The 20,989-nt window shown below is 60.7% G+C and carries 22 protein-coding genes and 1 tRNA gene; 12 read left to right on the forward strand and 11 right to left on the reverse strand.

Annotation, left to right across the window (positions count from 1 at the left end):
• Positions 1–5 precede the first annotated feature (5 nt).
• A complete protein-coding gene (locus ACK59H_RS08090; protein ID WP_060477553.1) occupies positions 6–479 on the reverse strand; it encodes a WbuC family cupin fold metalloprotein in 474 nt (157 codons plus the stop codon).
• Between the two features lie 2 nt (positions 480–481).
• Positions 482–1,039 carry a hypoxanthine-guanine phosphoribosyltransferase gene (locus tag ACK59H_RS08095; RefSeq protein WP_060477552.1) on the reverse strand — a complete coding sequence of 186 codons (558 nt, stop codon included), beginning with the start codon at positions 1,037–1,039 and terminating at the stop codon, positions 482–484.
• A 158-nt stretch (positions 1,040–1,197) separates the two neighbouring features.
• Between ACK59H_RS08095 and upp the strand changes: the two genes are divergently transcribed.
• Together upp and ACK59H_RS08105 are read left to right on the forward strand one after the other, a co-directional pair.
• Positions 1,198–1,836 carry a uracil phosphoribosyltransferase gene (gene upp / locus ACK59H_RS08100; protein ID WP_060477551.1) on the forward strand — a complete coding sequence of 213 codons (639 nt, stop codon included), beginning with the start codon at positions 1,198–1,200 and terminating at the stop codon, positions 1,834–1,836.
• Positions 1,837–1,838: 2 nt separating this feature from the next.
• Positions 1,839–3,113: a uracil-xanthine permease family protein gene (locus ACK59H_RS08105; protein WP_060477550.1), complete on the forward strand. Its 1,275-nt coding sequence runs from the start codon at positions 1,839–1,841 to the stop codon at positions 3,111–3,113.
• 67 nt (positions 3,114–3,180) lie between these two features.
• On the opposite strand, the gene hemH is transcribed toward ACK59H_RS08105, so the two are convergent.
• Positions 3,181–4,194: a ferrochelatase gene (gene hemH, locus ACK59H_RS08110; RefSeq protein ID WP_060477549.1), complete on the reverse strand. Its 1,014-nt coding sequence runs from the start codon at positions 4,192–4,194 to the stop codon at positions 3,181–3,183.
• 13 nt (positions 4,195–4,207) lie between these two features.
• Positions 4,208–5,113, reverse strand: coding sequence for a TIGR01777 family oxidoreductase (locus tag ACK59H_RS08115; RefSeq protein WP_060477602.1), 906 nt, complete (start codon positions 5,111–5,113; stop codon positions 4,208–4,210).
• 188 nt (positions 5,114–5,301) lie between these two features.
• Between ACK59H_RS08115 and ACK59H_RS08120 the strand changes: the two genes are divergently transcribed.
• The 5 genes from ACK59H_RS08120 (at position 5,302) to ACK59H_RS08140 (ending at position 10,380) form a co-directional block, all read left to right on the forward strand.
• On the forward strand, positions 5,302–6,288 hold the full coding sequence (locus ACK59H_RS08120) for an NAD(P)/FAD-dependent oxidoreductase (RefSeq protein WP_060477548.1): 987 nt from the start codon (positions 5,302–5,304) through the stop codon (positions 6,286–6,288).
• 107 nt (positions 6,289–6,395) lie between these two features.
• Positions 6,396–7,364, forward strand: a complete 969-nt coding sequence (locus tag ACK59H_RS08125) for a DUF523 and DUF1722 domain-containing protein (protein WP_060477547.1) — start codon at positions 6,396–6,398, stop codon at positions 7,362–7,364.
• Complete coding sequence (locus tag ACK59H_RS08130) at positions 7,354–8,229, forward strand: MerR family transcriptional regulator (protein ID WP_060477546.1); 876 nt, start codon at positions 7,354–7,356, stop codon at positions 8,227–8,229. Before ACK59H_RS08125 ends, ACK59H_RS08130 begins: the two co-directional genes overlap by 11 nt.
• 13 nt (positions 8,230–8,242) lie before the next feature.
• Positions 8,243–9,670: a deoxyribodipyrimidine photo-lyase gene (gene phrB, locus ACK59H_RS08135; protein WP_060477545.1), complete on the forward strand. Its 1,428-nt coding sequence runs from the start codon at positions 8,243–8,245 to the stop codon at positions 9,668–9,670.
• Between the two features lie 11 nt (positions 9,671–9,681).
• The gene (locus tag ACK59H_RS08140; RefSeq protein ID WP_060477544.1) at positions 9,682–10,380 is read left to right on the forward strand and encodes an SDR family oxidoreductase; all 699 of its coding nucleotides are present in this window, start codon (positions 9,682–9,684) and stop codon (positions 10,378–10,380) included.
• Positions 10,381–10,445: 65 nt separating this feature from the next.
• On the opposite strand, the gene ACK59H_RS08145 is transcribed toward ACK59H_RS08140, so the two are convergent.
• The 7 genes from ACK59H_RS08145 to ACK59H_RS08175 form a co-directional block, all read right to left on the reverse strand.
• Complete coding sequence (locus ACK59H_RS08145; RefSeq protein WP_060477543.1) at positions 10,446–10,964, reverse strand: acyloxyacyl hydrolase; 519 nt, start codon at positions 10,962–10,964, stop codon at positions 10,446–10,448.
• Positions 10,965–11,069: 105 nt separating this feature from the next.
• Complete coding sequence (murI, locus tag ACK59H_RS08150; RefSeq protein WP_060477542.1) at positions 11,070–11,867, reverse strand: glutamate racemase; 798 nt, start codon at positions 11,865–11,867, stop codon at positions 11,070–11,072.
• Entirely contained in the window at positions 11,860–12,615 is a 756-nt protein-coding gene (locus ACK59H_RS08155) for a molybdopterin-synthase adenylyltransferase MoeB (protein WP_060477541.1), read from the reverse strand. Before ACK59H_RS08155 ends, murI begins: the two co-directional genes overlap by 8 nt.
• Entirely contained in the window at positions 12,609–13,439 is an 831-nt protein-coding gene (prmC, locus tag ACK59H_RS08160) for a peptide chain release factor N(5)-glutamine methyltransferase (protein WP_060477540.1), read from the reverse strand. The genes ACK59H_RS08155 and prmC overlap by 7 nt, the downstream gene beginning before the upstream one ends.
• Complete coding sequence (gene prfA, locus ACK59H_RS08165; RefSeq protein ID WP_060477539.1) at positions 13,439–14,521, reverse strand: peptide chain release factor 1; 1,083 nt, start codon at positions 14,519–14,521, stop codon at positions 13,439–13,441. The genes prmC and prfA overlap by 1 nt, the downstream gene beginning before the upstream one ends.
• A complete protein-coding gene (gene hemA, locus ACK59H_RS08170) occupies positions 14,518–15,795 on the reverse strand; it encodes a glutamyl-tRNA reductase (protein ID WP_060477538.1) in 1,278 nt (425 codons plus the stop codon). The genes prfA and hemA overlap by 4 nt, the downstream gene beginning before the upstream one ends.
• A 149-nt stretch (positions 15,796–15,944) precedes the next feature.
• Positions 15,945–16,286, reverse strand: coding sequence for a hypothetical protein (locus tag ACK59H_RS08175; RefSeq protein WP_060477537.1), 342 nt, complete (start codon positions 16,284–16,286; stop codon positions 15,945–15,947).
• Positions 16,287–16,577: 291 nt separating this feature from the next.
• Here ACK59H_RS08175 and ACK59H_RS08180 point away from each other — a divergent pair, with 291 nt between their 5' ends.
• The 5 genes from ACK59H_RS08180 (at position 16,578) to ACK59H_RS08200 (ending at position 20,871) form a co-directional block, all read left to right on the forward strand.
• Entirely contained in the window at positions 16,578–18,299 is a 1,722-nt protein-coding gene (locus ACK59H_RS08180; protein ID WP_060477536.1) for a tetratricopeptide repeat protein, read from the forward strand.
• A 4-nt stretch (positions 18,300–18,303) separates the two neighbouring features.
• Positions 18,304–18,921, forward strand: a complete 618-nt coding sequence (gene lolB, locus ACK59H_RS08185) for a lipoprotein insertase outer membrane protein LolB (RefSeq protein ID WP_060477535.1) — start codon at positions 18,304–18,306, stop codon at positions 18,919–18,921.
• 4 nt (positions 18,922–18,925) lie between these two features.
• A complete protein-coding gene (ispE, locus tag ACK59H_RS08190; RefSeq protein ID WP_060477534.1) occupies positions 18,926–19,786 on the forward strand; it encodes a 4-(cytidine 5'-diphospho)-2-C-methyl-D-erythritol kinase in 861 nt (286 codons plus the stop codon).
• A 20-nt stretch (positions 19,787–19,806) separates the two neighbouring features.
• Positions 19,807–19,881 (forward strand) — tRNA-Gln (locus ACK59H_RS08195).
• Positions 19,882–19,929: 48 nt separating this feature from the next.
• The gene (locus tag ACK59H_RS08200; RefSeq protein WP_003247410.1) at positions 19,930–20,871 is read left to right on the forward strand and encodes a ribose-phosphate pyrophosphokinase; all 942 of its coding nucleotides are present in this window, start codon (positions 19,930–19,932) and stop codon (positions 20,869–20,871) included.
• The last annotated feature ends 118 nt before the right edge of the window (positions 20,872–20,989 follow it).

Here is a 20,989-nt window from a genome sequence, read left to right on the forward strand (position 1 = left end):
AGGCCTCAATCGAACTGCGCGAGCATCCAGGCCTGATACTGCGCTACGCCCGCATCCCCCTCGCGTGGCGCCCAAGGCGCATGCTCGCCCTCGACCAGCTGGCGGTAGGGGCCGGCTTTGCACTCGAACATGATGCAGTTGGCTTCGAGCACCACCAGGCCATGGTAGACCCCCGGCGGCAGATCCACCCCCATGCACTCCCCCCCCGCCTCCAGCACTCGGGTGCTGGTCAGCATGCCTGTTTCGTCGAACAGCAAAAGGCCCAGGCGGCCCTTGAGCACCAGCAGGGTTTCGGCCTTGTCGTCACTCAGGTGACGATGTGGGGCGATGTAGGTCGAGGGCTGCAAACCAACCGCCAGGCGATGGCAGGGGTCTGCCATCTCGTGGAAGTTGTGATGATGCCTAAGACGCGGCGCCTCAGCAGCTTTTTGCGCCAGCCCGGTAAACAGCGTTTGATCGATGAATGCAGGCTGGCTCATGGTTACAGTCCTTTGACAGCGAAAATGCCGTTTGCGTTACGCCAGTAACCTTTATAGTCCATTCCGTAACCGAAGATATAACGATCGATGCACGGCAGGCCTGCATAGCTTGCCTTCAGGCCAGGGCTTGCCTTGCGATCGTGATCCTTGTCGATCAGAACGGCGGTGTGTACCGCTCGCGCCCCGGCATGCTTGCAGAATTCGATGATGGCACTGAGGGTGTGGCCTTCGTCGAGAATGTCATCGACGATCAGCACGTCCCGGTCGATGAACGAGACCTCGGGCTTGGCCTTCCAGAACAGCTCGCCGCCACTGGTCTGGTTGCGATAGCGAGTGGCGTGGATGTACGACACCTCCAACGGGAACTGCAGGTGGGTCAACAGTTTGCCGGCGAAGATCAGGCCGCCGTTCATGACGCAGAACACCACGGGATTGGTGTCTTGCAAGTCCTTGCTGATCTGCTCGCCAACCTTGGCGATGGCCGCTTCGACTTCAGCTTCGTGGTACAGGCAGTCTGCCTCGCGCATGACTTGACGGATGTGCTCGAGATCGGCGGACATGGCGCTCTCCGGGGGATTTTGGAAAAGCGGGCAAAGGTACGCATCCGCTCGTCCCAGATCAAGCATTTATGGACTAACGTGCTAAAGGACCGCACGACAGCAAAGGCTGAATAGATTAATCTAGCGCGGTTTTTTTGCCCGCCTTTCGGAGCCCCCCTATGCCTACTCGTGAGATCCGCCATCCGCTGATCCGCCACAAGCTCGGCCTCATGCGCCGTGCCGATATCAGCACCAAGAACTTTCGCGAACTCGCCCAGGAAGTTGGCGCGCTACTGACTTACGAAGCCACACAAGACCTGCCACTGGAAACCTACGAAATCGATGGTTGGTGCGGCAAGGTGCAGGTTGAAAAAATTGCCGGCAAGAAGATCACCGTCGTGCCAATCCTGCGCGCCGGCATCGGCATGCTCGACGGCGTGCTCAGCTTGATTCCGGGTGCCAAGGTCAGCGCCGTCGGCGTGGCTCGCAACGAGGAAACCCTCGAAGCGCATACCTACCTGGAAAAACTTGCGCCCGACATCAACCAGCGCCTGGCGCTGATCATCGACCCGATGCTGGCAACCGGTGGCTCGATGGTTGCCACCATCGACCTGCTGAAAAAGGCCGGCTGCAAAGAGATTCGCGCCATGGTGCTGGTCGCCGCGCCAGAAGGCATCGCAGTGGTGGAACAAGCCCACCCAGACGTGCAGATCTACACCGCCTCCATTGACCAGCACCTGAACGAACATGGTTACATCGTTCCAGGCCTGGGCGATGCCGGTGACAAGATCTTCGGCACCAAGCAGAAGGACGCCTGATCATGCAGGACGGCTTCAACGACCCGCTTTGGCGACAGGTCGTCTCGGGCGCGCAGATGCTTTTCGTGGCATTCGGCGCGCTGGTGCTGATGCCTCTGATCACCGGCCTGGACCCGAACGTGGCACTGTTCACCGCAGGCATCGGCACACTGCTGTTCCAGTTGGTCACAGGCCGTCAAGTGCCGGTGTTCTTGGCATCGAGCTTTGCCTTCATCACGCCGATCATCCTCGCCAAGGGGCAGTTCGGCCTGGCCGAAACAATGGGCGGCGTGATGGCTGCGGGCTTCGTGTACACCTTCATGGGCCTGATGGTGAAGATCAAGGGCACAGGCTTCATCGACCGCATGCTGCCCCCGGTGGTGATCGGCCCAGTGATCATTTCCATCGGCCTGGCCATGGCCCCGATCGCCGCCAACATGGCGATGGGCAAAGCCGGTGACGGCAGCGTACTGCTGCCTTACCAGACGGCGATGCTGATTTCCATGCCGGCGCTGCTGACCACCCTGATCGTCGCCGTGTTCGGCAAAGGCATCTTCCGCCTGGTGCCTATCATCGCTGGCGTACTGGTGGGTTTTGCCCTGTCGTTTGCATTCGGCGTGGTCGACACCGCCAAGATCGCTGCCGCACCGTGGCTGGAAATCCCCAACTTCACAGCGCCGGCGTTCAACTGGCAAGCCATTCTGTTCATCGTTCCAGTCGCTTTGGCGCCGGCGATCGAACACATTGGTGGCGTTATCGCAGTCGGCAGTGTGACCGGTCGCGATTACCTGAAAAAGCCTGGCCTGCACCGCACCCTGCTGGGTGACGGTCTGGCCACCACTGCCGCAGGCCTGTTCGGTGGCCCGCCGAATACCACCTATGCCGAAGTGACCGGTGCGGTGATGCTGACCAAGAACTACAATCCGAAGATCATGACCTGGGCGGCAGTGTTTGCCATAACCCTGGCCTTCATCGGCAAGTTCGGCGCGTTGCTGCAAAGTATCCCGGTGCCCGTGATGGGCGGCATTTTGTGCCTGCTGTTCGGCTCGATCGCGGCGGTGGGCATGAACACCATGATCCGCCACAAGGTCGACCTGGCCGAAGCGCGCAACCTGGTGATCGTTTCAGTGACCTTGGTGTTCGGTATCGGTGGCGTACTGATCGGCAGCGGCGATCGCCCTGACGACTGGGGGCTCAAGGGCATCGCCCTGTGCGCCATCGTGGCCATTGCTCTGAACCTTATCCTGCCTGGCAATGATGCCTGGAAGCACAAGAAGCTGGATGATCAGCAGCTTTGATCCGGCGCTAGCCTGACCGGCCCCTACCGGGTTAACCCCTGGGGGCCGGCATAGTTCGCCTGACGAATCAGGCCTTTTCGCACAATTGCGCCAGTACTTGCACCCACTGCGGGTGGTCGTTCAGGCACGGAATCAACACCAACTCCTCGCCGCCTGCTTCGGTGAATTGCTCGCTGCCACGCATGCCGATTTCTTCCAGGGTTTCGATGCAGTCGGCAACAAACGCGGGGCACATCACCATGAGCTTCTTGACGCCAGCCTTGGCCAATTCGTCCAGGCGTGTCTCGGTATAAGGCTCGATCCATTTGTTGCGCCCCAACCGCGACTGGAACGATACCGACCATTTCCCATCGGGTATGCCCATCTGCGTCGCGAAGGCTTTGGCTGTCGCCAGGCACTGCCCGCGGTAACACACAGCTCGCATGTCGGCACTGGCATCGATGCAGCAATCGGCAGCCCGTAAGTCATGCTTGCCGGTGGGGTCGAGCTTTTTCAGGTGACGCTCTGGCAAACCATGGAAGCTCAGCAAAAGATGATCGTAGTCCTCTTGCAGGTACGGCTTGGCGCTGGCGACCAAGGCGTCGATGTAAGCCGGGTCATCGTAGAACGGCTGCAGTATCCGCAATTGCAGCGCCAGCTGCTGTTCAGCCACCGTCTGCTCTGCCAATTGCACCACGGTGGTCACCGTACTGTCGGCAAACTGTGGATAAAGCGGCGCCAGGGTCACCTTGCGCACGCCCTGCGCGGCCAAACGCGCCAACACCTCGGGCAGTGCGGGCTGACCATAGCGCATGGCAACCTCCACAGGCCCGTGGGGCCAGTGTTCGACCATCGCCGCCTGCAAGCGGCGGGTCAGCACCACCAATGGCGAGCCCTCCTCCCACCAGATCGAGGCATAAGCCTCGGCAGACTGCTCGGGCCGTTTGATCAGGATCAGCGACACCAGCAGCCGTCGCACCGGCCACGGCAGGTCGATAACGTAAGGGTCCATCAGGAACTGGTTGAGATAACGGCGCACATCGGCCACCGAGGTGGAAGCCGGGGAGCCGAGGTTGACCAGAAGCAAAGCGTGATCGGTCATGCAGCGTCCTATATCAGAGGCGGCTGGACAGGTTGCCCAGGGCCGATTGCAGATCGTTGAAGCGGAATGAGAAGCCTGCCTCCAGCAAGCGTGCCGGCCGCGCCCGCTGACCGCCGAGCAGCAAGGTGGACAATTCACCTAGGCCAACTTTGAGCACCACGGAGGGGACTGGCAGGATAGCCGGTCGATGCAGCGCACGGCCCAGTGCTTTGGCAAAATCACGGTTGCGTACCGGTTCAGGCGCGCAGGCATTATAGGGACCGCTGGCATCGTCGTGCTGCAGAAGAAAATCGATTAGCGCGACCTGATCGTCGATATGCACCCAGGGCATCCACTGGCGGCCATTGCCCAACGGCCCGCCAAGCCCCAGCTTGAAAGGCAGGCGCAGGCGTGACAAAAAGCCGCCATCACTGGCCAAGACCAACCCGGTGCGCACCAGCACCACGCGTATGCCAAGCGCCTCGGCGCGCTGGGCAGTTTCTTCCCAGGCGATGCATAACTGGCTGGCGAAATCTTCGCGAACCGGGGGCGATGCCTCTGTCAGGTCGCGCTCGCCACCATCGCCATACCAGCCAACGGCAGAACCGGAAATCAGCACCTGGGGGCGCTGCTCACGGCTACCCAGCCAGGCCAGCAATTGTTCGGTGAGGGTAATGCGACTGGCCCATAAAAGGTTGCGCCTGGCGCCCGACCATGGCCGGTCGGCGATCGGCGCACCGGCCAGATTGACCACCGCATCCACCCGCTCATCGGCGCCCAGCTCTTGCAGCCGGGCAATGCCGCGCACCCCACTGCCGCATGTGCGCGGCACCTTTTCAGGCCGCCGGCTCCACACGGTTAGACGATGGCCCTTGCCGAGCCAGTACCGGCAAAGGTGCTGGCCGATCAAACCGGTACCACCTGTCAGCAATATATGCATGGCTGTGTCCTCGCAGCGTGCGGCCATGGTCTATTTTTAAGAACAAGGCACTTTTCCAGACCAATCGCTCTCGGATAAACATAGGTCAACATCCCTATGAAGCGGTATAACCTTATACAAAGATTTTACATTGTACAGGTTTGTCCGACAGCGTAGTCTGCTTACAGCAAGGTTCGAAGAGGCCAATCATGACTGTACCTATTGCCATCATCGGTGCCGGTATCGCCGGCCTGTCTGCCGCTCAGGCGCTGCAAAAGGCCGGGCAGCCCGTCCACGTGTTCGATAAAGGCCGCGGCAGCGGCGGGCGCATGGCCAGCAAGCATAGCGAGGCAGGCTCATTGGACCTTGGCGCCCAATATTTCACCGCCCGCGACCGACGCTTCGTCGAGCAGGTGCAACAGTGGGTGGCGAACGGGTGGGTGGAACAGTGGAAACCGCAGCTTTACAACTCCCGTGATGGCCAGCTCACACCCTCCCCCGACGAACAAACGCGCTGGGTAGGGATACCGCGCATGAGCGCCATCACTCGCGGCTTGCTCAAGGACGTCACCGTCAACTTCGGATGCCGTATCGCTGAGGTATTCCGCGGCAAGCAGTACTGGCATCTGCAGGACACCGAAGGCTGCAGTCACGGCCCATTCAGTCGTGTAGTGATCGCTGTACCCGCCCCCCAGGCCACGCAGTTGCTGGCGGCCACTCCCAAGCTCGCGGCGGTTGCTGCTGGCGTGCAAATGGACCCAACCTGGGCAGTCGCGCTGGGCTTTGAAACCCCACTGCAAACCCCTATGCAAGGGTGCTTCGTGCAAGACAGCGCGCTCGACTGGCTGGCACGTAATCGCAGTAAACCCGGCCGTGACTCCCCGCTGGATACTTGGGTTCTACATGCCACCGCCGACTGGAGCAAACAGCACATCGATCTGGCCAAGGACGAGGTCATCGAGCAGCTGTGTGGAGAATTCGCCGAGCTGATCGGCTGCGTGGTGCCGGCACCCAGTTTCGCCCTGGCTCACCGCTGGCTATACGCACGACCGGCCGTCAACCACGAGTGGGGTGTTTTGGCCGATGCCGACCAAGGGCTGTATGCCTGCGGCGATTGGTGCCTCTCAGGCCGCGTCGAAGGTGCCTGGCTCAGTGGGCAGGAAGCCGCGCGCAGGCTGCTGGAACATCTTGAGTGACACTGCTCAGAAAACTTATACAAAAAAAATTGTTGCATAAGTTTTTGCCTATGCTGGAATAAACCTGTACACCTAAGCACTCATGTACAAGTTTATCGGAGACAGCCATGCACGAACCTGCCGCCGCACATAAGCCCCGTATCGCTATCAGCTCGTGCCTGACAGGCCAAAGCGTGCGCTACAACGGTGGGCACAAGTCCTCAGACCTGTGTCGGGAGCAATTGGAAGCTCATTTTGAATGGCTGCCCGTCTGCCCAGAGGTCGCAATCGGCCTGGGTGTGCCACGCGAGCCAATCCGATTGGTGGGTGACCCCGAGCGGCCAGCGGTGGTAGGCACACGTAACCCGGGCGCCGACTTGGCCGGCCCGCTGCGCAACTACGCCGAGCAGATGGCCGAAGAGCTCGATGACATCTGCGGATATATATTCATGCAAAAGTCCCCGTCCTGCGGCCTGGATCGGGTCAAGGTCTATCAGGATAACGGCTACCCGGCTCAGCAAGGGGGTAAAGGGGCTTACGCCGCCGCCTTCTGCGACCGCCGCCCAGACCTGCCGGTGGAAGAGGAGGGACGGCTGCACGACCCAGTGCTGCGCGAAAACTTCATCAGCCGCGTCTACGCCTACGCCGACTGGCAGCGCTTGCTGGCACAAGGGCTAAGTCGCGGTGCGCTCGTAAGCTTTCATGCACGCTACAAGTACCTGGTCATGGCCAACAACCCTCGGGCCTACCGCGAGCTGGGTCGCCTGTTGGGCAGTATGAGCCGCGATGACGACCCTGAGCGCATTGGGCCCTGTTACTTCAGCCAGCTGATGCAAGCCTTGCGCCGTTGTGCCAGCCGTGGCAACCATTGCAACGTGCTGCAGCACCTAAGTGGCTACTTCAAGCAAGCACTGACTCAGCAGGACAAGGCCGAATTGCAACACGTCATCAGCCAGTATCAGAAAGGCGTGGTGCCACTGGTAGTACCGTTGACATTGCTCAAGCATCACCTGCTCAAGCACCCAGACCCCTACCTGCAGCAACAGGCGTATCTACAGCCGCACCCGGAAAGCCTGGGCCTGCGCAATGCTGTCTGAGTCGCTAGTACCCATCGGCGAATTGGCCCGCCGAACTGGCGTTAACCCGGTCACTCTACGCGCATGGGAGCGCCGCTACGGCCTGCTCAAACCACAGCGCACGGCCAAAGGGCATCGCCTTTACGGGCCTGAACAGCTTGAACGGGTAAGGTCGATTCTGGCGTGGCTTGAACGTGGGGCATCGGTCAGCCAAGTGATCGAGTTGCTGGACCACACGCCTGAGCAGGCGCCTGTGGGAGACTGGCAGCTCCGTCAACGGCAGCTGATCGACGCCATAGGCAGTCTGTCCCAGCGCTCACTTGATCAGCAACTCAATCAAGTCATGGCTCTTTACCCCGCTGTCACCTTGTGTGAGCAATTGCTTTTGCCACTGCTGCGTGGGCTTGCAGTGCGCTGGCGCAGCCACTTCGATGCACGCCTTGAGCAGGTGTTCTTCAACACTTGGTTGCGCAGCAAGCTGGGCGCCCGCGTGTATCACGACAACCAATCGCTGCAAGGTGCGCCAGTGCTGCTTTGTGAAGACAGTGAGCGCCCGTTCGATCAAGGCCTGTGGCTATGCGCATGGCTATTGAGCAGCAACGGCGTCCCCGTGGAGGTGCTGGAACAGCCCGTGGCGGGCTCGCAGTTACTCCGTGCCGTGACCGCGCTGCAGCCGCGAGCAGTGTTGTTTCACCTAGGCCCGCGCATCGATGCAGCGGCACTACTGAGTACCTTGCAGCATATCAGCGGGCCCAAGCTGCTGGGCGGCGCAACCATCGCTCTGCATCAGGCACAACTGAACGCTTTCGGTTTGCCCGATCTCTATTTGTTCGATACACCGCAGGCGGCATTGCGAGCGCTGCTTGACGATAATCGCCTCCAGTAAAGACGAGTATTCAATGCAACTGATCTGGCTACGCAGCGACTTGCGCATTACTGACAACTCCGCCCTCAGCGCCGCCTGCGAGCGCGGCCCTACCGTAGCCGTGTGGCTGGCAAGCCCCGGCCAATGGCAGGCTCACGATGACGCCGCCTGCAAGGTCGACTTCTGGTTGCGCAATCTGCGCCAACTGCGCCAGTCCCTCGAGCAGCTGAACATCCCTCTGTTGGTGCGCAAGATCGACACTTGGGAGCAGGTGCCGGCTACGCTGCTCGACATTTGCCGTAAGCACGACATCAAGGCAGTGCACTGGAACGAAGAATATGGCATCAACGAAGCGCTTCGTGATGACGCCACCCGCACGCAGCTTGAGAAGGCTGGTGTGCAGGCCCACAGCTATCTCGACCAGTTGTTCTTCAGGCCCGGCACTATCCTTACCCGCAGCGGCGATTATTTCCAAGTATTCAGCCAGTTCAAGAAAGTCTGCCTTGAACACCTGCACCGCAGCCTGCCGTCGCTGGCCAGCCGGGTGAAAAAGCAACGCCCACTGGATATCGCCAGTGACCCGATCCCACAACACATCGAGGGGTTCGATAAACCTCCTCGCACACTGAGCGATCAATGGCCTGCCGGTGAGGATGAGGCGCAGACCCGCCTAACGCGCTTTGTCGATGAAACCATCGACGATTACGAACAACTGCGTGACCTTCCGGCCAAACCGGGTACCAGCCAACTGTCCGCCTACCTGGCCGCAGGTGTGATCTCGCCAAGGCAATGCCTGCATGCTGCCCTGGGAAGTAACCGTGGCGAATTCGACAGCGGCAGCCGCGGGGTACAAACCTGGATCAATGAACTGATCTGGCGGGAGTTCTACAAGCATATCCTGACCGGTTATCCACAGGTCTCCAGGCACCGCGCCTTCCGCGCACAGACCGAAGCCCTGCCGTGGCGCAATGCCCCAGATGATCTGAAGGCCTGGCAGGAAGGCCGTACTGGCTTCCCGATCATCGATGCGGCCATGCGCCAGCTGTTGCATACCGGCTGGATGCACAATCGCTTGCGTATGATCGTCGCCATGTTCTTGACCAAGAACCTATTGATCGACTGGCGCTTGGGCGAACGTCACTTCATGCGTCACCTGATTGATGGCGACCTGGCTGCCAACAATGGTGGCTGGCAATGGAGCGCTTCGACCGGAACCGATTCAGTGCCCTATTTTCGGATCTTCAACCCCATCTCCCAGTCAGAGCGATTCGACCCTGATGGCCGTTTTATTCGGCATTGGCTGCCAGAGTTAAAGCATCTGGATGAAAAAAACATTCACGATCCAGTGAAATGCTCGGATCTTTTTGCTAATAACGCTTATCACAGTCCTATAGTCGATCTGGCAAGCAGTCGCCAACGTGCATTGGAAGCCTTCAAAGGCCTACCACGTCGGCAGAAATAGAGGGCAGTATCTTGAATGACTCGCGTAGTTTCTGGATTACGGGGGCCGGGAATGGACTGGGTTTGGCCTTGGTGGAAAGGTTGCTCGAAAACGGGCACCGAGTCGCCGCAAGTGGCAAGGAATGCGACGCTTTGGATGCATTGGGCATGCGACATGGCAGCCAGTTGTTAAGGCTGCCCTGGCAATTGCATGAAGAAGGCCAAGCTAGCCGTGCAGCTGAGCAGATTTGTCACGCATGGTGCTCGCTTGACGTACTGATCATCAATGCAGGTACCAGTGACTATTTAGCCGCTGGCGTGCCTGACGATCAGGTATTGGAAACCATCGTCAATGATAATCAGCTGGCAACCGAGCATTGCCTCAACAGTGCTTTGCCATTGCTCAAGCAGGGGTATCAGCCGCAAGTCATGGTGGTCTTCAATCGCTACTCAGCCTTGCAGCTGTATTCGCCTACTCAGGTGACGTCAGGCTGGAACAGTGCAGTGCAATGGACGCGGGAACAGCGCGCGAATTTGAAGAGCCAAGGGATTGATCTGACTGTGGTGGCGCCCCAGTCGTTGAAGACGCCGGTGACGCCCGTCAAGGCGGCTCCGAGTGAATGGACACCGCAGAGTGCAGCGGATGAGCTGCTGAACCGTCTGCCGCTACGCGAACCGGAGCTGGTGTTGGAGGTAATGGACATCAGCAGCTTGTGGCCGTTGTCACGTTGACTGATGACTTACCGAGCCTGGCGCTGCCGCCTACATTGTAAGCGGCAGCGCCAGGACGAAATCGGTCAGAGCGCCATGCGGTAATGCAGGCTGTAGCTCTCGACACCGTCGTTGGGCTGCTTGATGCCTGCGTTGGAATAATGAATCGCCCTCACCCCAACCTCGTGCCCGCCGGCAAAGCGCAGGCCGAAGCCTACCCGATCTTCGAAATTGAAGGATGAACCGAGGTTGTTGCTTTCAATCTCCGTGCTGGAGAACGCCGCCACACCGATACCCGCCTCGATGTAGGGTTTGACCGACTGCCCTGCAAACTCGTAAACGAACACTGGCGAGAAAGACAGGCTGTGGTTACTGGCAGTTTCATCGCCCTGCCAGTAGGTGTAGGCCCCGTCCCAATAACCCGTTAGCCGACCCACACTGCTCTGCCACCAGCTTTTGTCCCAGTTGGACTGCAACCCCAGACGATAGACCATGGTGGAGTCACCGGTCTGCCCAACCGAAAGCGAGACATCGGCAGCTTGTGCCACCACTACATGTCCCAGGGCCAGGGCGGCAGCCGCCGCCAAACCGAGCAGTCGCTTCATCAAAAACATCCTTCCTTTCATACCGTTATTAGTATCCACCTGCCATCAGGCACCTGGATAGAAAGCGGGATTGGTACGATAGTTCAGGTGTTCTTCACATTTTTTTTACAAAGTGAAACATTCCACCCGATCAGATGGCTGCCAGAGCACGGGCAGGACTCGCTTGAGTGCCAATGGATCACCGCTGCTCCAGAAGCTTGCCTCGCGGGAAGGCCCATCAGCTAAAAGCGCCTGGGCTGCCAACAACCTCTGCAACTGGCGGGCTACTGCAGCACCGGTATCGATGATGGCCACGTCAGCGGGCACCATCTCGGTCAACAGCTGGCGTAGGAAGGGGTAATGGGTACAACCCAGGATCAAGGTATCGCAACCTGCGGCCAACAAGGGCTGCACGTAACCCAGCAGCAATTGACGCAACTGCGGGCTGGTCAGGTCGCCGGTTTCGATCCGCTCCACAAGCCCTGGGCAAGGCTGGGTGATGACCTGAACGTCTGTGGCGAAACGATCGAGCAAAGCGGCGAACTTGGCACTCTGCAGGGTGCCAGTGGTAGCCAGCACACCCACTACACCGGAGCGGGTAGCGGCCGCGGCAGGCTTGACGGCAGGCTCCATGCCGACCAATGGCCAGTGCGGGTACAACTCGCGCAAATCGGCGACCGCGGCCACTGTGGCAGTGTTGCACGCCAGCACCATTGCCTTGGCCCCTTGGGCCTGAAAGAACTCGGCAATCCGTCGGCAGCGCTGGCGAATGTAGTCTGGGGACTTCTCGCCATATGGCACATGACCACAATCGGCCACGTAAAGCAGCGACTCATTGGGCAGTAAGCGCTGAATCTCGGCGAGCACCGACAACCCGCCGACCCCCGAATCCATCACGCCGACCGGCGCCGAACGCTCAACCATCGCGCTTGGCGCACACGGCGCAGGCCGGGTCACGCTTGACCCGCAGCTCACGCAAGCGCGTGCCAAGGGCGTCGATCAACAGCAGCCGGCCGACCAGCGGTTCGCCAAACCCGGCCAGCAGTTTCATCGCCTCCAGCGCTTGCAGGCTACCCACCAGCCCTACCAGCGGCCCGATCACACCCGCTTCGCTACAGGTCAGCTCGTCTTCGCTACCGTGCCCGTAAAGGCAGTGGTAGCAAGGGCTGTAGTCACGCCGTGGGTCGAACACCGACAACTGGCCTTCCAGGCGAATGGCTGCACCACTGACCAACGGCTTGCCAGTGGCGAAGCAAGCGGCATTCACCGCCTCGCGCGTGGCGAAATTGTCGGAGCAGTCCAGCACCAGGTCGACACCTGCAACCGCCGCAGCCAAAGAGTCCTCATCCAATGCTTCACGGTGGGCGACAAGCGTGACTTCAGGGTTGATCGCCCGCAGGCGCTGCAGCGCCGAATCGACCTTGCTCATACCTACGCTGTCACTGTCATGGATGACCTGACGTTGCAGGTTGGTCAGGTCGACCGTGTCGAAGTCAGCCAGGTGAAGCTCCCCCACCCCTGCGGCTGCCAGGTACAGCGCCACGGGCGAGCCAAGGCCACCGAGGCCGACGATCAGCGCCTTGCTGCGCTTGAGCCGCAATTGCCCATCGATATCGACTTGGGCCAGCAAGATCTGCCGGCTGTACCGCAACAATTCCTGATCGGTCAGCATGGCAGGCGCCCCAGTGAAATTCGCTCATGGCCGCCAAGGTCTTTGCGGCTGGTCACCTCGGTGAAGCCGTTGGCCTCGAGCAGGGCACGCACGTCGCCAGCCTGGTCGTAGCCGTGTTCAAGCAGCAGCCAACCACCGGGCAATAGGTGCTCCGGAGCCTGGGCGGCGATCGCTCGCAGGTCTTCGAGGCCGTCGTTACCGGCTACCAATGCACTGCTAGGCTCGAAACGCACGTCCCCTTCGGCCAGATGCGGGTCTTGGGCGCGGATATACGGTGGGTTGCTGAGGATCAAGTCAAAGCGCTGCCCGGCCAGATGGCTGAACCAGTGGCTTTTGAGGATCTGTACGTTGCCCAGGCCCAGGCGCTGGCGATTGCGCTCTGCCAGGGCCACGGCCTCATCGATGCGGTCCACCGCCGTCACCTGCCAGGCCGGGCGATCGCTGGCCAATGCCAACGCGATGGCGCCAGTACCGGTGCCCAAGTCGAGCACCTTCGCCGGCGACGCAGGCTGCAGCTCCAGGGCTGTCTCGACCAGCAGCTCGGTATCCGGGCGCGGTATCAGAGTGTGTGGCGCCACTTCCAGGTCAAGCTTCCAGAAGCCCTGCTGCCCAAGAATATAGGCCACAGGCTCACCAGCACGGCGGCGCTGCAGGTAACCGGCGTAGGTCTGGGCATCTTCGCTGCTGACAATCCGCTCAGGCCAGGTGTGCAGAAAGCTGCGAGACTTGCCGATGGCGGCAGCCAGCAGCAGCTCGGCGTCCAGGCGTTCGCTAGGCGATTCGGGTAGCTGCGCGTTGCGCAGTAGGCTGGCAATGATGGTCATCAGTCCCCCAGCGCCGCCAGTTGGTCGGCCTGGTATTCGGCCAGCAAGGGTTCGATCACGGCTTCCACGCCTCCGGCGAGGATGTCGTCGAGCGAGTACAGGGTCAGGTTGATGCGGTGATCGGTTACCCGCCCCTGCGGATAATTGTAGGTGCGGATGCGTTCGGAGCGGTCACCGGAACCGACCAGCAGCTTGCGCTCGCTGGCAATGGCGTTCTGCGCGGCGCTGGTCTGCATGTCATTGAGCTTGGCAGACAGCCATGACAGGGCGCGGGCACGGTTCTTGTGCTGCGACCGCTCCTCCTGGCACTCGACCACGATGCCAGTCGGCAAGTGGGTAATGCGGATCGCCGAATCGGTCTTGTTCACGTGCTGGCCGCCAGCGCCCGAGGCACGGTAAGTGTCCACTCGCAGGTCTGCCGGGTTGATCTCGATGGCGGCTTGCTCATCCGGTTCGGGCAATACCGCCACGGTGCAGGCCGAGGTATGGATGCGGCCCTGGGATTCGGTTTCCGGCACGCGCTGAACACGGTGCGCACCGGACTCGAACTTCAGTTTGCCGTACACATTTTCGCCTTCGACGCGGGCGATGATTTCTTTGTAGCCGCCGTGCTCGCCTTCGTTCTCGGAAAGGATCTCCAAACGCCAGCCGCGCTTTTCGGCGTAACGTGAGTACATGCGGAACAAGTCGCCGGAGAAGATCGCCGCCTCGTCGCCGCCAGTGCCTGCGCGGATCTCAAGGAACACGTTGCGACCGTCGTTGGGGTCCTTGGGCAGCAGCATGCGCTGCAGGTTGGACTCCAGCCCGAGCAGTTGCTCCTTGGCCTCACGCACCTCTTCGGCGGCCATTTCGCGCAGGTCTGGGTCGGCGTCCTTGAGCAGCGCCTGGGCGCCTTCAAGGTCGTCCTGCACCTTGCGCCACTCTTTATACGCGGCGTACACCGGTTCCACTTCTGCATATTCGCGGGAATAGGCGCGGAAACGAGTCTGGTCGGAAATGACTTCGGCATCACCGAGCAGCGCGGTGAGTTCCTCGAAGCGGTCCTGGAGAATCTCCAGTTTATTGAGCAGCGACGCTTTCATTGCGGGGATTTGTCCGTCGAGCCCTCGTTGAGGGCAAAGAGTTCCTGGGCCATGGCCAGCGCATCGAGGCGGCCCTCGGCCGAGAGCTTTTTCAACTGCACGCTGGGCGCATGTAGGAGTTTGTTGGTCAGGCCCCGGGCCAATTGCGCCAGTACATCTTCGGGGTTGCCGCCGTTGGCCAGCAGACGCTGGGCCTTTTGCAATTCTTCGTCACGCAGGCGCTCGCTTTGCTGACGGTAGGCGCGCAGCACATCGACAGCGGCCAGTTCGCGCAACCGCAGCATGAAGTCTTCAGCGCCTACCGCAACCAGTTCTTCGGCCGCCTGGGCCGCGCCCTGGCGGCTCTTGAGGTTTTCCGCCACCACTTCGTGCAAGTCATCGACGGTGTAAAGGTACACATCGTCCAGCTCGGCCACTTGCGGCTCGATATCTCGCGGCACCGCGATGTCGACCATGAAGATCGGTTTGTGCCGGCGCTGCTTCAGCGCGCTTTCGACCGCGCCCTTGCCAAGTATCGGCAGCTGGCTGGCGGTGGAGCTGATGACGATATCACTGTTGGCCAGCTCCTGCGGGATGTCGGCCAACAGCACGGCGTGGGCACCGAACTGCTCGGCAAGAATGCTCGCCCGCTCCAGTGTCCGGTTGGCTACTACGATACGGCGCACGCCTTGTTCATGCAGGTGGCGAGCTACCAAGGTTATGGTTTCGCCAGCGCCTATCAGCAGGGCCTGGCTGCGGCCCAGGTCACTGAAGATCTGCTTGGCCAGGCTCACGGCGGCAAATGCCACCGACACAGGGTTTTCGCCGATAGCGGTGTCGGTGCGCACCTGCTTGGCAGCGCTGAACGTGGCCTGGAACAGGCGCCCGAGCAGCGGGCCGACAGTGCCGGCTTCGCGTGCCACCGCGTAGGCCGACTTCATCTGGCCGAGGATCTGCGGCTCGCCCAGCACCAGGGAGTCGAGCCCGGAAGCCACGCGCATCATGTGTTTCACCGCAGCGTGCTCTTCATGGATGTAGGCACTGGCGCGCAGCTCATCCAGGCTCAGCCGGTGATAGTCGGCCAGCCATCGTAAAACCGCGTCGGCGGACAGGTGGTCCTGCTCTATATAGAGCTCACTGCGGTTGCAGGTCGACAGAATTGCCGCCTCGCGGCTGGCGGTCAGTCGGCAGAGCTGCTGCAGGGCATCTACCAGCTGCTCAGGGGTAAACGCCACGCGCTCGCGTACGTCTACCGAGGCAGTCTTATGGTTGATACCAAGTGCAAGAAAGGCCATGCAAGGTCGCTGGTTGTGACGAGAAGCCGATAATTGTCCTCTTTCGCAGGTTTTAGGACAACCACCGTTCGCTATTGTGCTAGAAGCAGCCCGGCCCGACGAAGGCTCGCCGGGCCGGGGCTAGTACCAGTGAACCCAGACGCTTTGGCTTAAAGCGAGTTCGGGCCTACCTTCAGCGCCTTGAAGCTGAGCAGGCTACCGGCCTTCACCGCTTCTACCTGGGCAGTGATGGCATCCTTCACCACCGCTTCACCCAAATCGGTGAGCTCCTGCTTCTTGATGTGCTCGACACTCAGGTGGAGCATGTGCAGTGCAACATCCATGGATTTCTGGAAAGCCAGCAGTGTGGTGTTCGGGCCCAGTTCTTCGATGACTTTTTCCCAGCGCCGATCCGATTCGGCCTGAAGCGTCAGGAATTCCTGCATGGACACTTTGTGGTCCGCGTAGATGTTGGCGAGCAGTTCTTCGAGCGATTTGGAGATGGCAGACATGCCGGATTCCTTCAATGAGGGGTGAAAGATTTCTCGAAACAGCCAAGGGCTTGCTCCAAGTGCATGTATGAATACGTCGTCCAGGGAACTCACCCCATAGGCGCACTCGGCATTGGGCGCTGCAAATTCCGCACTTACCCGGCGTATTTTTTCCAACGGCTGTTTCGATCTGCACTTCTGCCCCCAGTGAGTGTCGGAGTCTTGCAATGAAACCGCGACCTTCGCAGGTGGGTTTGCCCCCGCGCTTGTGTCATCATGCTCCGACCGCCGGTTAGTCCTTGTAAGCCTTCTATGAACAGACCCTACGCACTGCTGCTTGCCTTCGCCCTGCTCCAGGGCTGCCAGAGCCTGGCTCCGCACAATGCCGCGCCCACCGTTGCCGAGGCCGGCAAAGGCGAGGCCGAAAAGCCTGTGATGTATGGGTCGTTTTCGCAGGACACCCTGTACAGCCTGCTGGTGGCCGAACTGGCCGGCCAGCGCAACCGCTTTGATATCGCCCTGGCCAACTACACCGACCAGGCGCAGAAGACCCAGGATCCTGGCGTCTCCGAGCGTGCCTACCGCATCGCCGAATACTTGGGCGCAGACGAACCGGCCCTGGACAGCGCATTGATCTGGGCCAAGAACGACCCGCAGAACCTCGACGCCCAGCGCGCTGCGGCCATTCAGCTGGCCCGGGCCGGGCGTTACGATGACGCCATGGTCTACATGGAGAAAGTGCTACAGGGCCAGGGCGACACCCACTTCGACTTCCTTGCCCTGTCGGCCGCCGAGACCGATCAGGGTACCCGCGACGGCTTGATGCAAAGCTTCGACCGTCTATTGGTCAAGTACCCGAACAACAGCCAACTGGTGTTCGGCAAGGCGCTGTTGCTGAACCAGGACGGCAAGGCGCAGGAGGCACTGGACCTGCTCGAAGCCCACCCGGTTCAAAATGGCGAAATCGCCCCAACCCTGTTGCGCGCTCGCCTGCTACAGGCCCTGGATCGGGGCCCGGAAGCATTGCCACTGCTGCGAGGGGCAATCCGCGACAACCCGGATGACAAGCGCCTGCGCCTGACCTACGCGCGCACCCTGGTCGAACAGGACCGCATGGCCGACGCCAAGGCTGAATTCCTGAGCCTGGTGCAGCAGTACCCGGACGACGACGAGTCGCGATACGCCCTGGCATTGGTCTGCCTGGAAAACCAGGATTGGGACGAAGCCGAGGTGTACCTGCGCGAACTCATTGAGCGCGACAGCAACGTCGACGCCGCCCACCTTAACCTCGGGCGGATTGCCGAGGAGCGCCATGACCCGGCAGGTGCGCTACGCGAGTACGCGTTGGTCGGCCCCGGCCCGGACTACCTGCCGGCACAGTTGCGCCAGGCCGATATCCTGATTGCCAATGGCCGCGGCACCGAGGCCTCGCGCCTGCTTGCCGAAGCTCGCGACGCGCAGCCGGACAGCGCCGTACAGCTGTACCTGATCGAATCGGAAAGCTACAGCAACAACAACAAGGACGCCCAAGCCGACCAGGTGCTCCAGCAAGCCCTCAAACGCTACCCAGACGACCTGAATCTGCTCTATACCCGCGCCATGCTGGCGGAAAAACGCAACGACCTGCCACTGATGGAAAAAGACCTGCGCGCCATCATCGATCGCGAGCCAGACAATTCCATGGCACTCAACGCCTTGGGCTATACCCTGGCCGATCGCACCACTCGCTACAGCGAAGCTCAAGCACTGATCGAGAAGGCCCATCAGCTGACCCCGGATGACCCTGCCGTGCTCGACAGCATGGGCTGGATCAACTATCGGCTCGGGCGCCTCGACGAGGCTGAAAACTACCTGCGCCAGGCTTTCGCCCGCTTCCCAGACCACGAAGTAGCCGCTCACCTGGGCGAAGTGCTTTGGGCCAACGGCAAACGCCGTGAAGCCCGCCAAGTCTGGGCCAAAGGTTTCGAAGCCCAGGCCGACAGCCCTATCCTGCGCAAGACCCTCTTGCGCCTGACCGGATCCGAGACTCTTTAACGCTATGTTCCTGCGCCATTGCATCACCTTCACCCTGATCGCCCTGCTGGCTGGCTGCGCCGGCTTTGGAAGCCGCGAAGCCCTGCAGGGCCACGGCGACCCACAGCAGTGGCGCGCCCATAAAGCACAATTGAGCAGCCTCGACGGCTGGCAGATCAACGGCAAGGTCGGCATCCGCGCCCCGCGCGATTCCGGCAGCGGCACGCTGTTCTGGCTGCAGCGTCAGGACTATTACGATATCCGCCTTGCCGGCCCACTGGGCCGTGGCGCTGCCCGCCTGACCGGCCGCCCCGGTGGTGTGGTGCTGGAAGTGGCCAACCAGGGCCGCTATGAAGCCGCCAGCCCCGAAGCCCTGCTGGAAGAACAGCTGGGCTGGCAACTGCCGGTCTCGCATCTGGTCTGGTGGGTTCGCGGCCTGCCCGCCCCTGACAGCAAAAGCAAGCTGACCCTCGACGGCGACAGCCGCCTGGCCAGCCTCGACCAGGACGGCTGGCAGGTGCAGTACCTGAGCTACACCGAGCAAAACGGCTATTGGTTGCCTGAGCGCCTGAAGCTGCACGGCAAAGACCTCGACGTAACGCTCGTGGTCAAGGACTGGCAGCCGCGTCAGTTGGGGCACTGAGTTCATGCCTACCCTGACCCTGCCCGCCCCGGCCAAACTTAACCTGTGGCTGCATATCCTTGGCCGCCGCCCCGACGGTTACCACGAACTGGAAACGGTGTTCCAGTTCCTGGACCATGGCGATGAACTGCGCTTTGCCCGGCGCGAGGACGGCGTGATCCGCCTGCATAGCGAAATCGAGTCGGTGCCCCACGACAGCAACTTGATCGTGCGTGCCGCGCGTAAGTTACAGGAGGAGTCTGGCACTGGGCTCGGCGCCGACATCTGGTTGACCAAGGTACTGCCCATGGGCGGCGGCATCGGTGGCGGAAGCTCCGATGCCGCCACTACGCTGCTGGGGCTGGCGCACCTTTGGCAACTGGACTGGGACGAAAATCGCCTGGCTGCACTGGGCTTGGGTCTAGGCGCTGATGTGCCAGTGTTCGTGCGTGGCCACGCCGCCTTTGCCCAAGGGGTGGGCGAGCAATTGACGCCGGTAGATCCTGAGGAGCCATGGTACGTCGTGCTGGTGCCGCAAGTGTCTGTCAGCACAGCAGAAATTTTTTCACATCCGCAGTTGACACGTGATTCGCTCCCCCTTAAGATGCGCCCCGTTCCCAAGGGAAACAGTCGAAATGACTGCCAACCGGTGGTAGAGCAGAGTTACCCAGAAGTTCGCAACGCGCTGAATTCTTTGGGTAAATTCACAGAGGCTCGACTAACCGGTACTGGAAGTTGTGTGTTTGGGGCCTTCCCAAGCAAAGCCGAAGCTGATAAAGTTCTGGCCCTTCTTTCAGTGACCCAAACAGGGTTTGTGGCGAAAGGAAGCAATATTTCGATGTTGCATCGCAAGCTGCAAAGTCTGGTCAAGAAGTCGAGCGCATAAGCGTTCGCAGCAACAGATACAGGGGCGTCGCCAAGCGGTAAGGCAGCAGGTTTTGATCCTGCCATGCGTTGGTTCGAATCCAGCCGCCCCTGCCATTTTCCTTATACTCATCCAGGTATACCCTCAGCCTTCAGGTACTGCGCGTGTCCAAGATGATGGTCTTTACGGGGAACGCTAACCCCGATCTGGCTCGGCGTGTCGTACGTCAGCTGCATATCCCTCTCGGTGACGTCTCTGTCGGTAAATTCTCCGACGGTGAGATCAGCACTGAGATCAATGAAAACGTTCGCGGTAAAGACGTCTTCATTATTCAGCCGACCTGTGCCCCGACCAACGATAACCTGATGGAACTGGTAGTGATGGCCGATGCCTTCCGCCGCTCCTCAGCATCCCGAATCACCGCCGTGATTCCTTACTTCGGATATGCCCGCCAGGACCGCCGTCCGCGTTCGGCACGTGTAGCCATCAGCGCCAAAGTCGTCGCTGACATGCTCACTGTCGTAGGCATCGACCGTGTACTCACCGTCGACCTGCACGCTGACCAGATCCAAGGCTTCTTCGATATTCCTGTCGATAACATCTACGGTTCGCCCGTATTGGTCGACGACATCGAAGACCAGCGTTTCGAGAACCTGATGATCGTTTCCCCGGACATCGGTGGCGTTGTGCGCGCACGCGCCGTTGCCAAGTCCCTGGGTGTAGATCTGGGTATCATCGACAAACGCCGCGAGAAGGCTAACCACTCCGAGGTCATGCACATCATCGGCGACGTCGAAGGGCGCACTTGCATCCTGGTAGACGACATGGTCGACACCGCCGGCACCCTGTGCCACGCGGCCAAAGCCTTGAAAGAGCATGGCGCTGCCAAGGTTTACGCCTACTGCACGCACCCTGTTCTGTCGGGCCGTGCGATCGAAAACATCGAGAAGTCGGTCCTGGACGAGCTGGTGGTGACCAACACCGTTCCGCTGTCTGCCGCTGCTCAAGCCTGTGACCGTATCCGCCAGCTGGATATCGCACCGGTTGTTGCCGAAGCGGTTCGCCGCATCAGCAACGAAGAATCGATCAGCGCGATGTTCCGCTAAGCGGAACACGTGTTGATATGAAGCGCCCCGCCCCAGCATCTTGTTGGGGCGGGGCTTTTTTGCCACCCCGTCTGGCGCTGGTCGCAAACGCCTTACGGGAGGCTATTTTGGAGAAGCA

This window comes from Pseudomonas sp. KCJK9000 (assembly GCF_046230725.1).
Taxonomy (GTDB): Bacteria; Pseudomonadota; Gammaproteobacteria; order Pseudomonadales; family Pseudomonadaceae; genus Aquipseudomonas; species Aquipseudomonas promysalinigenes.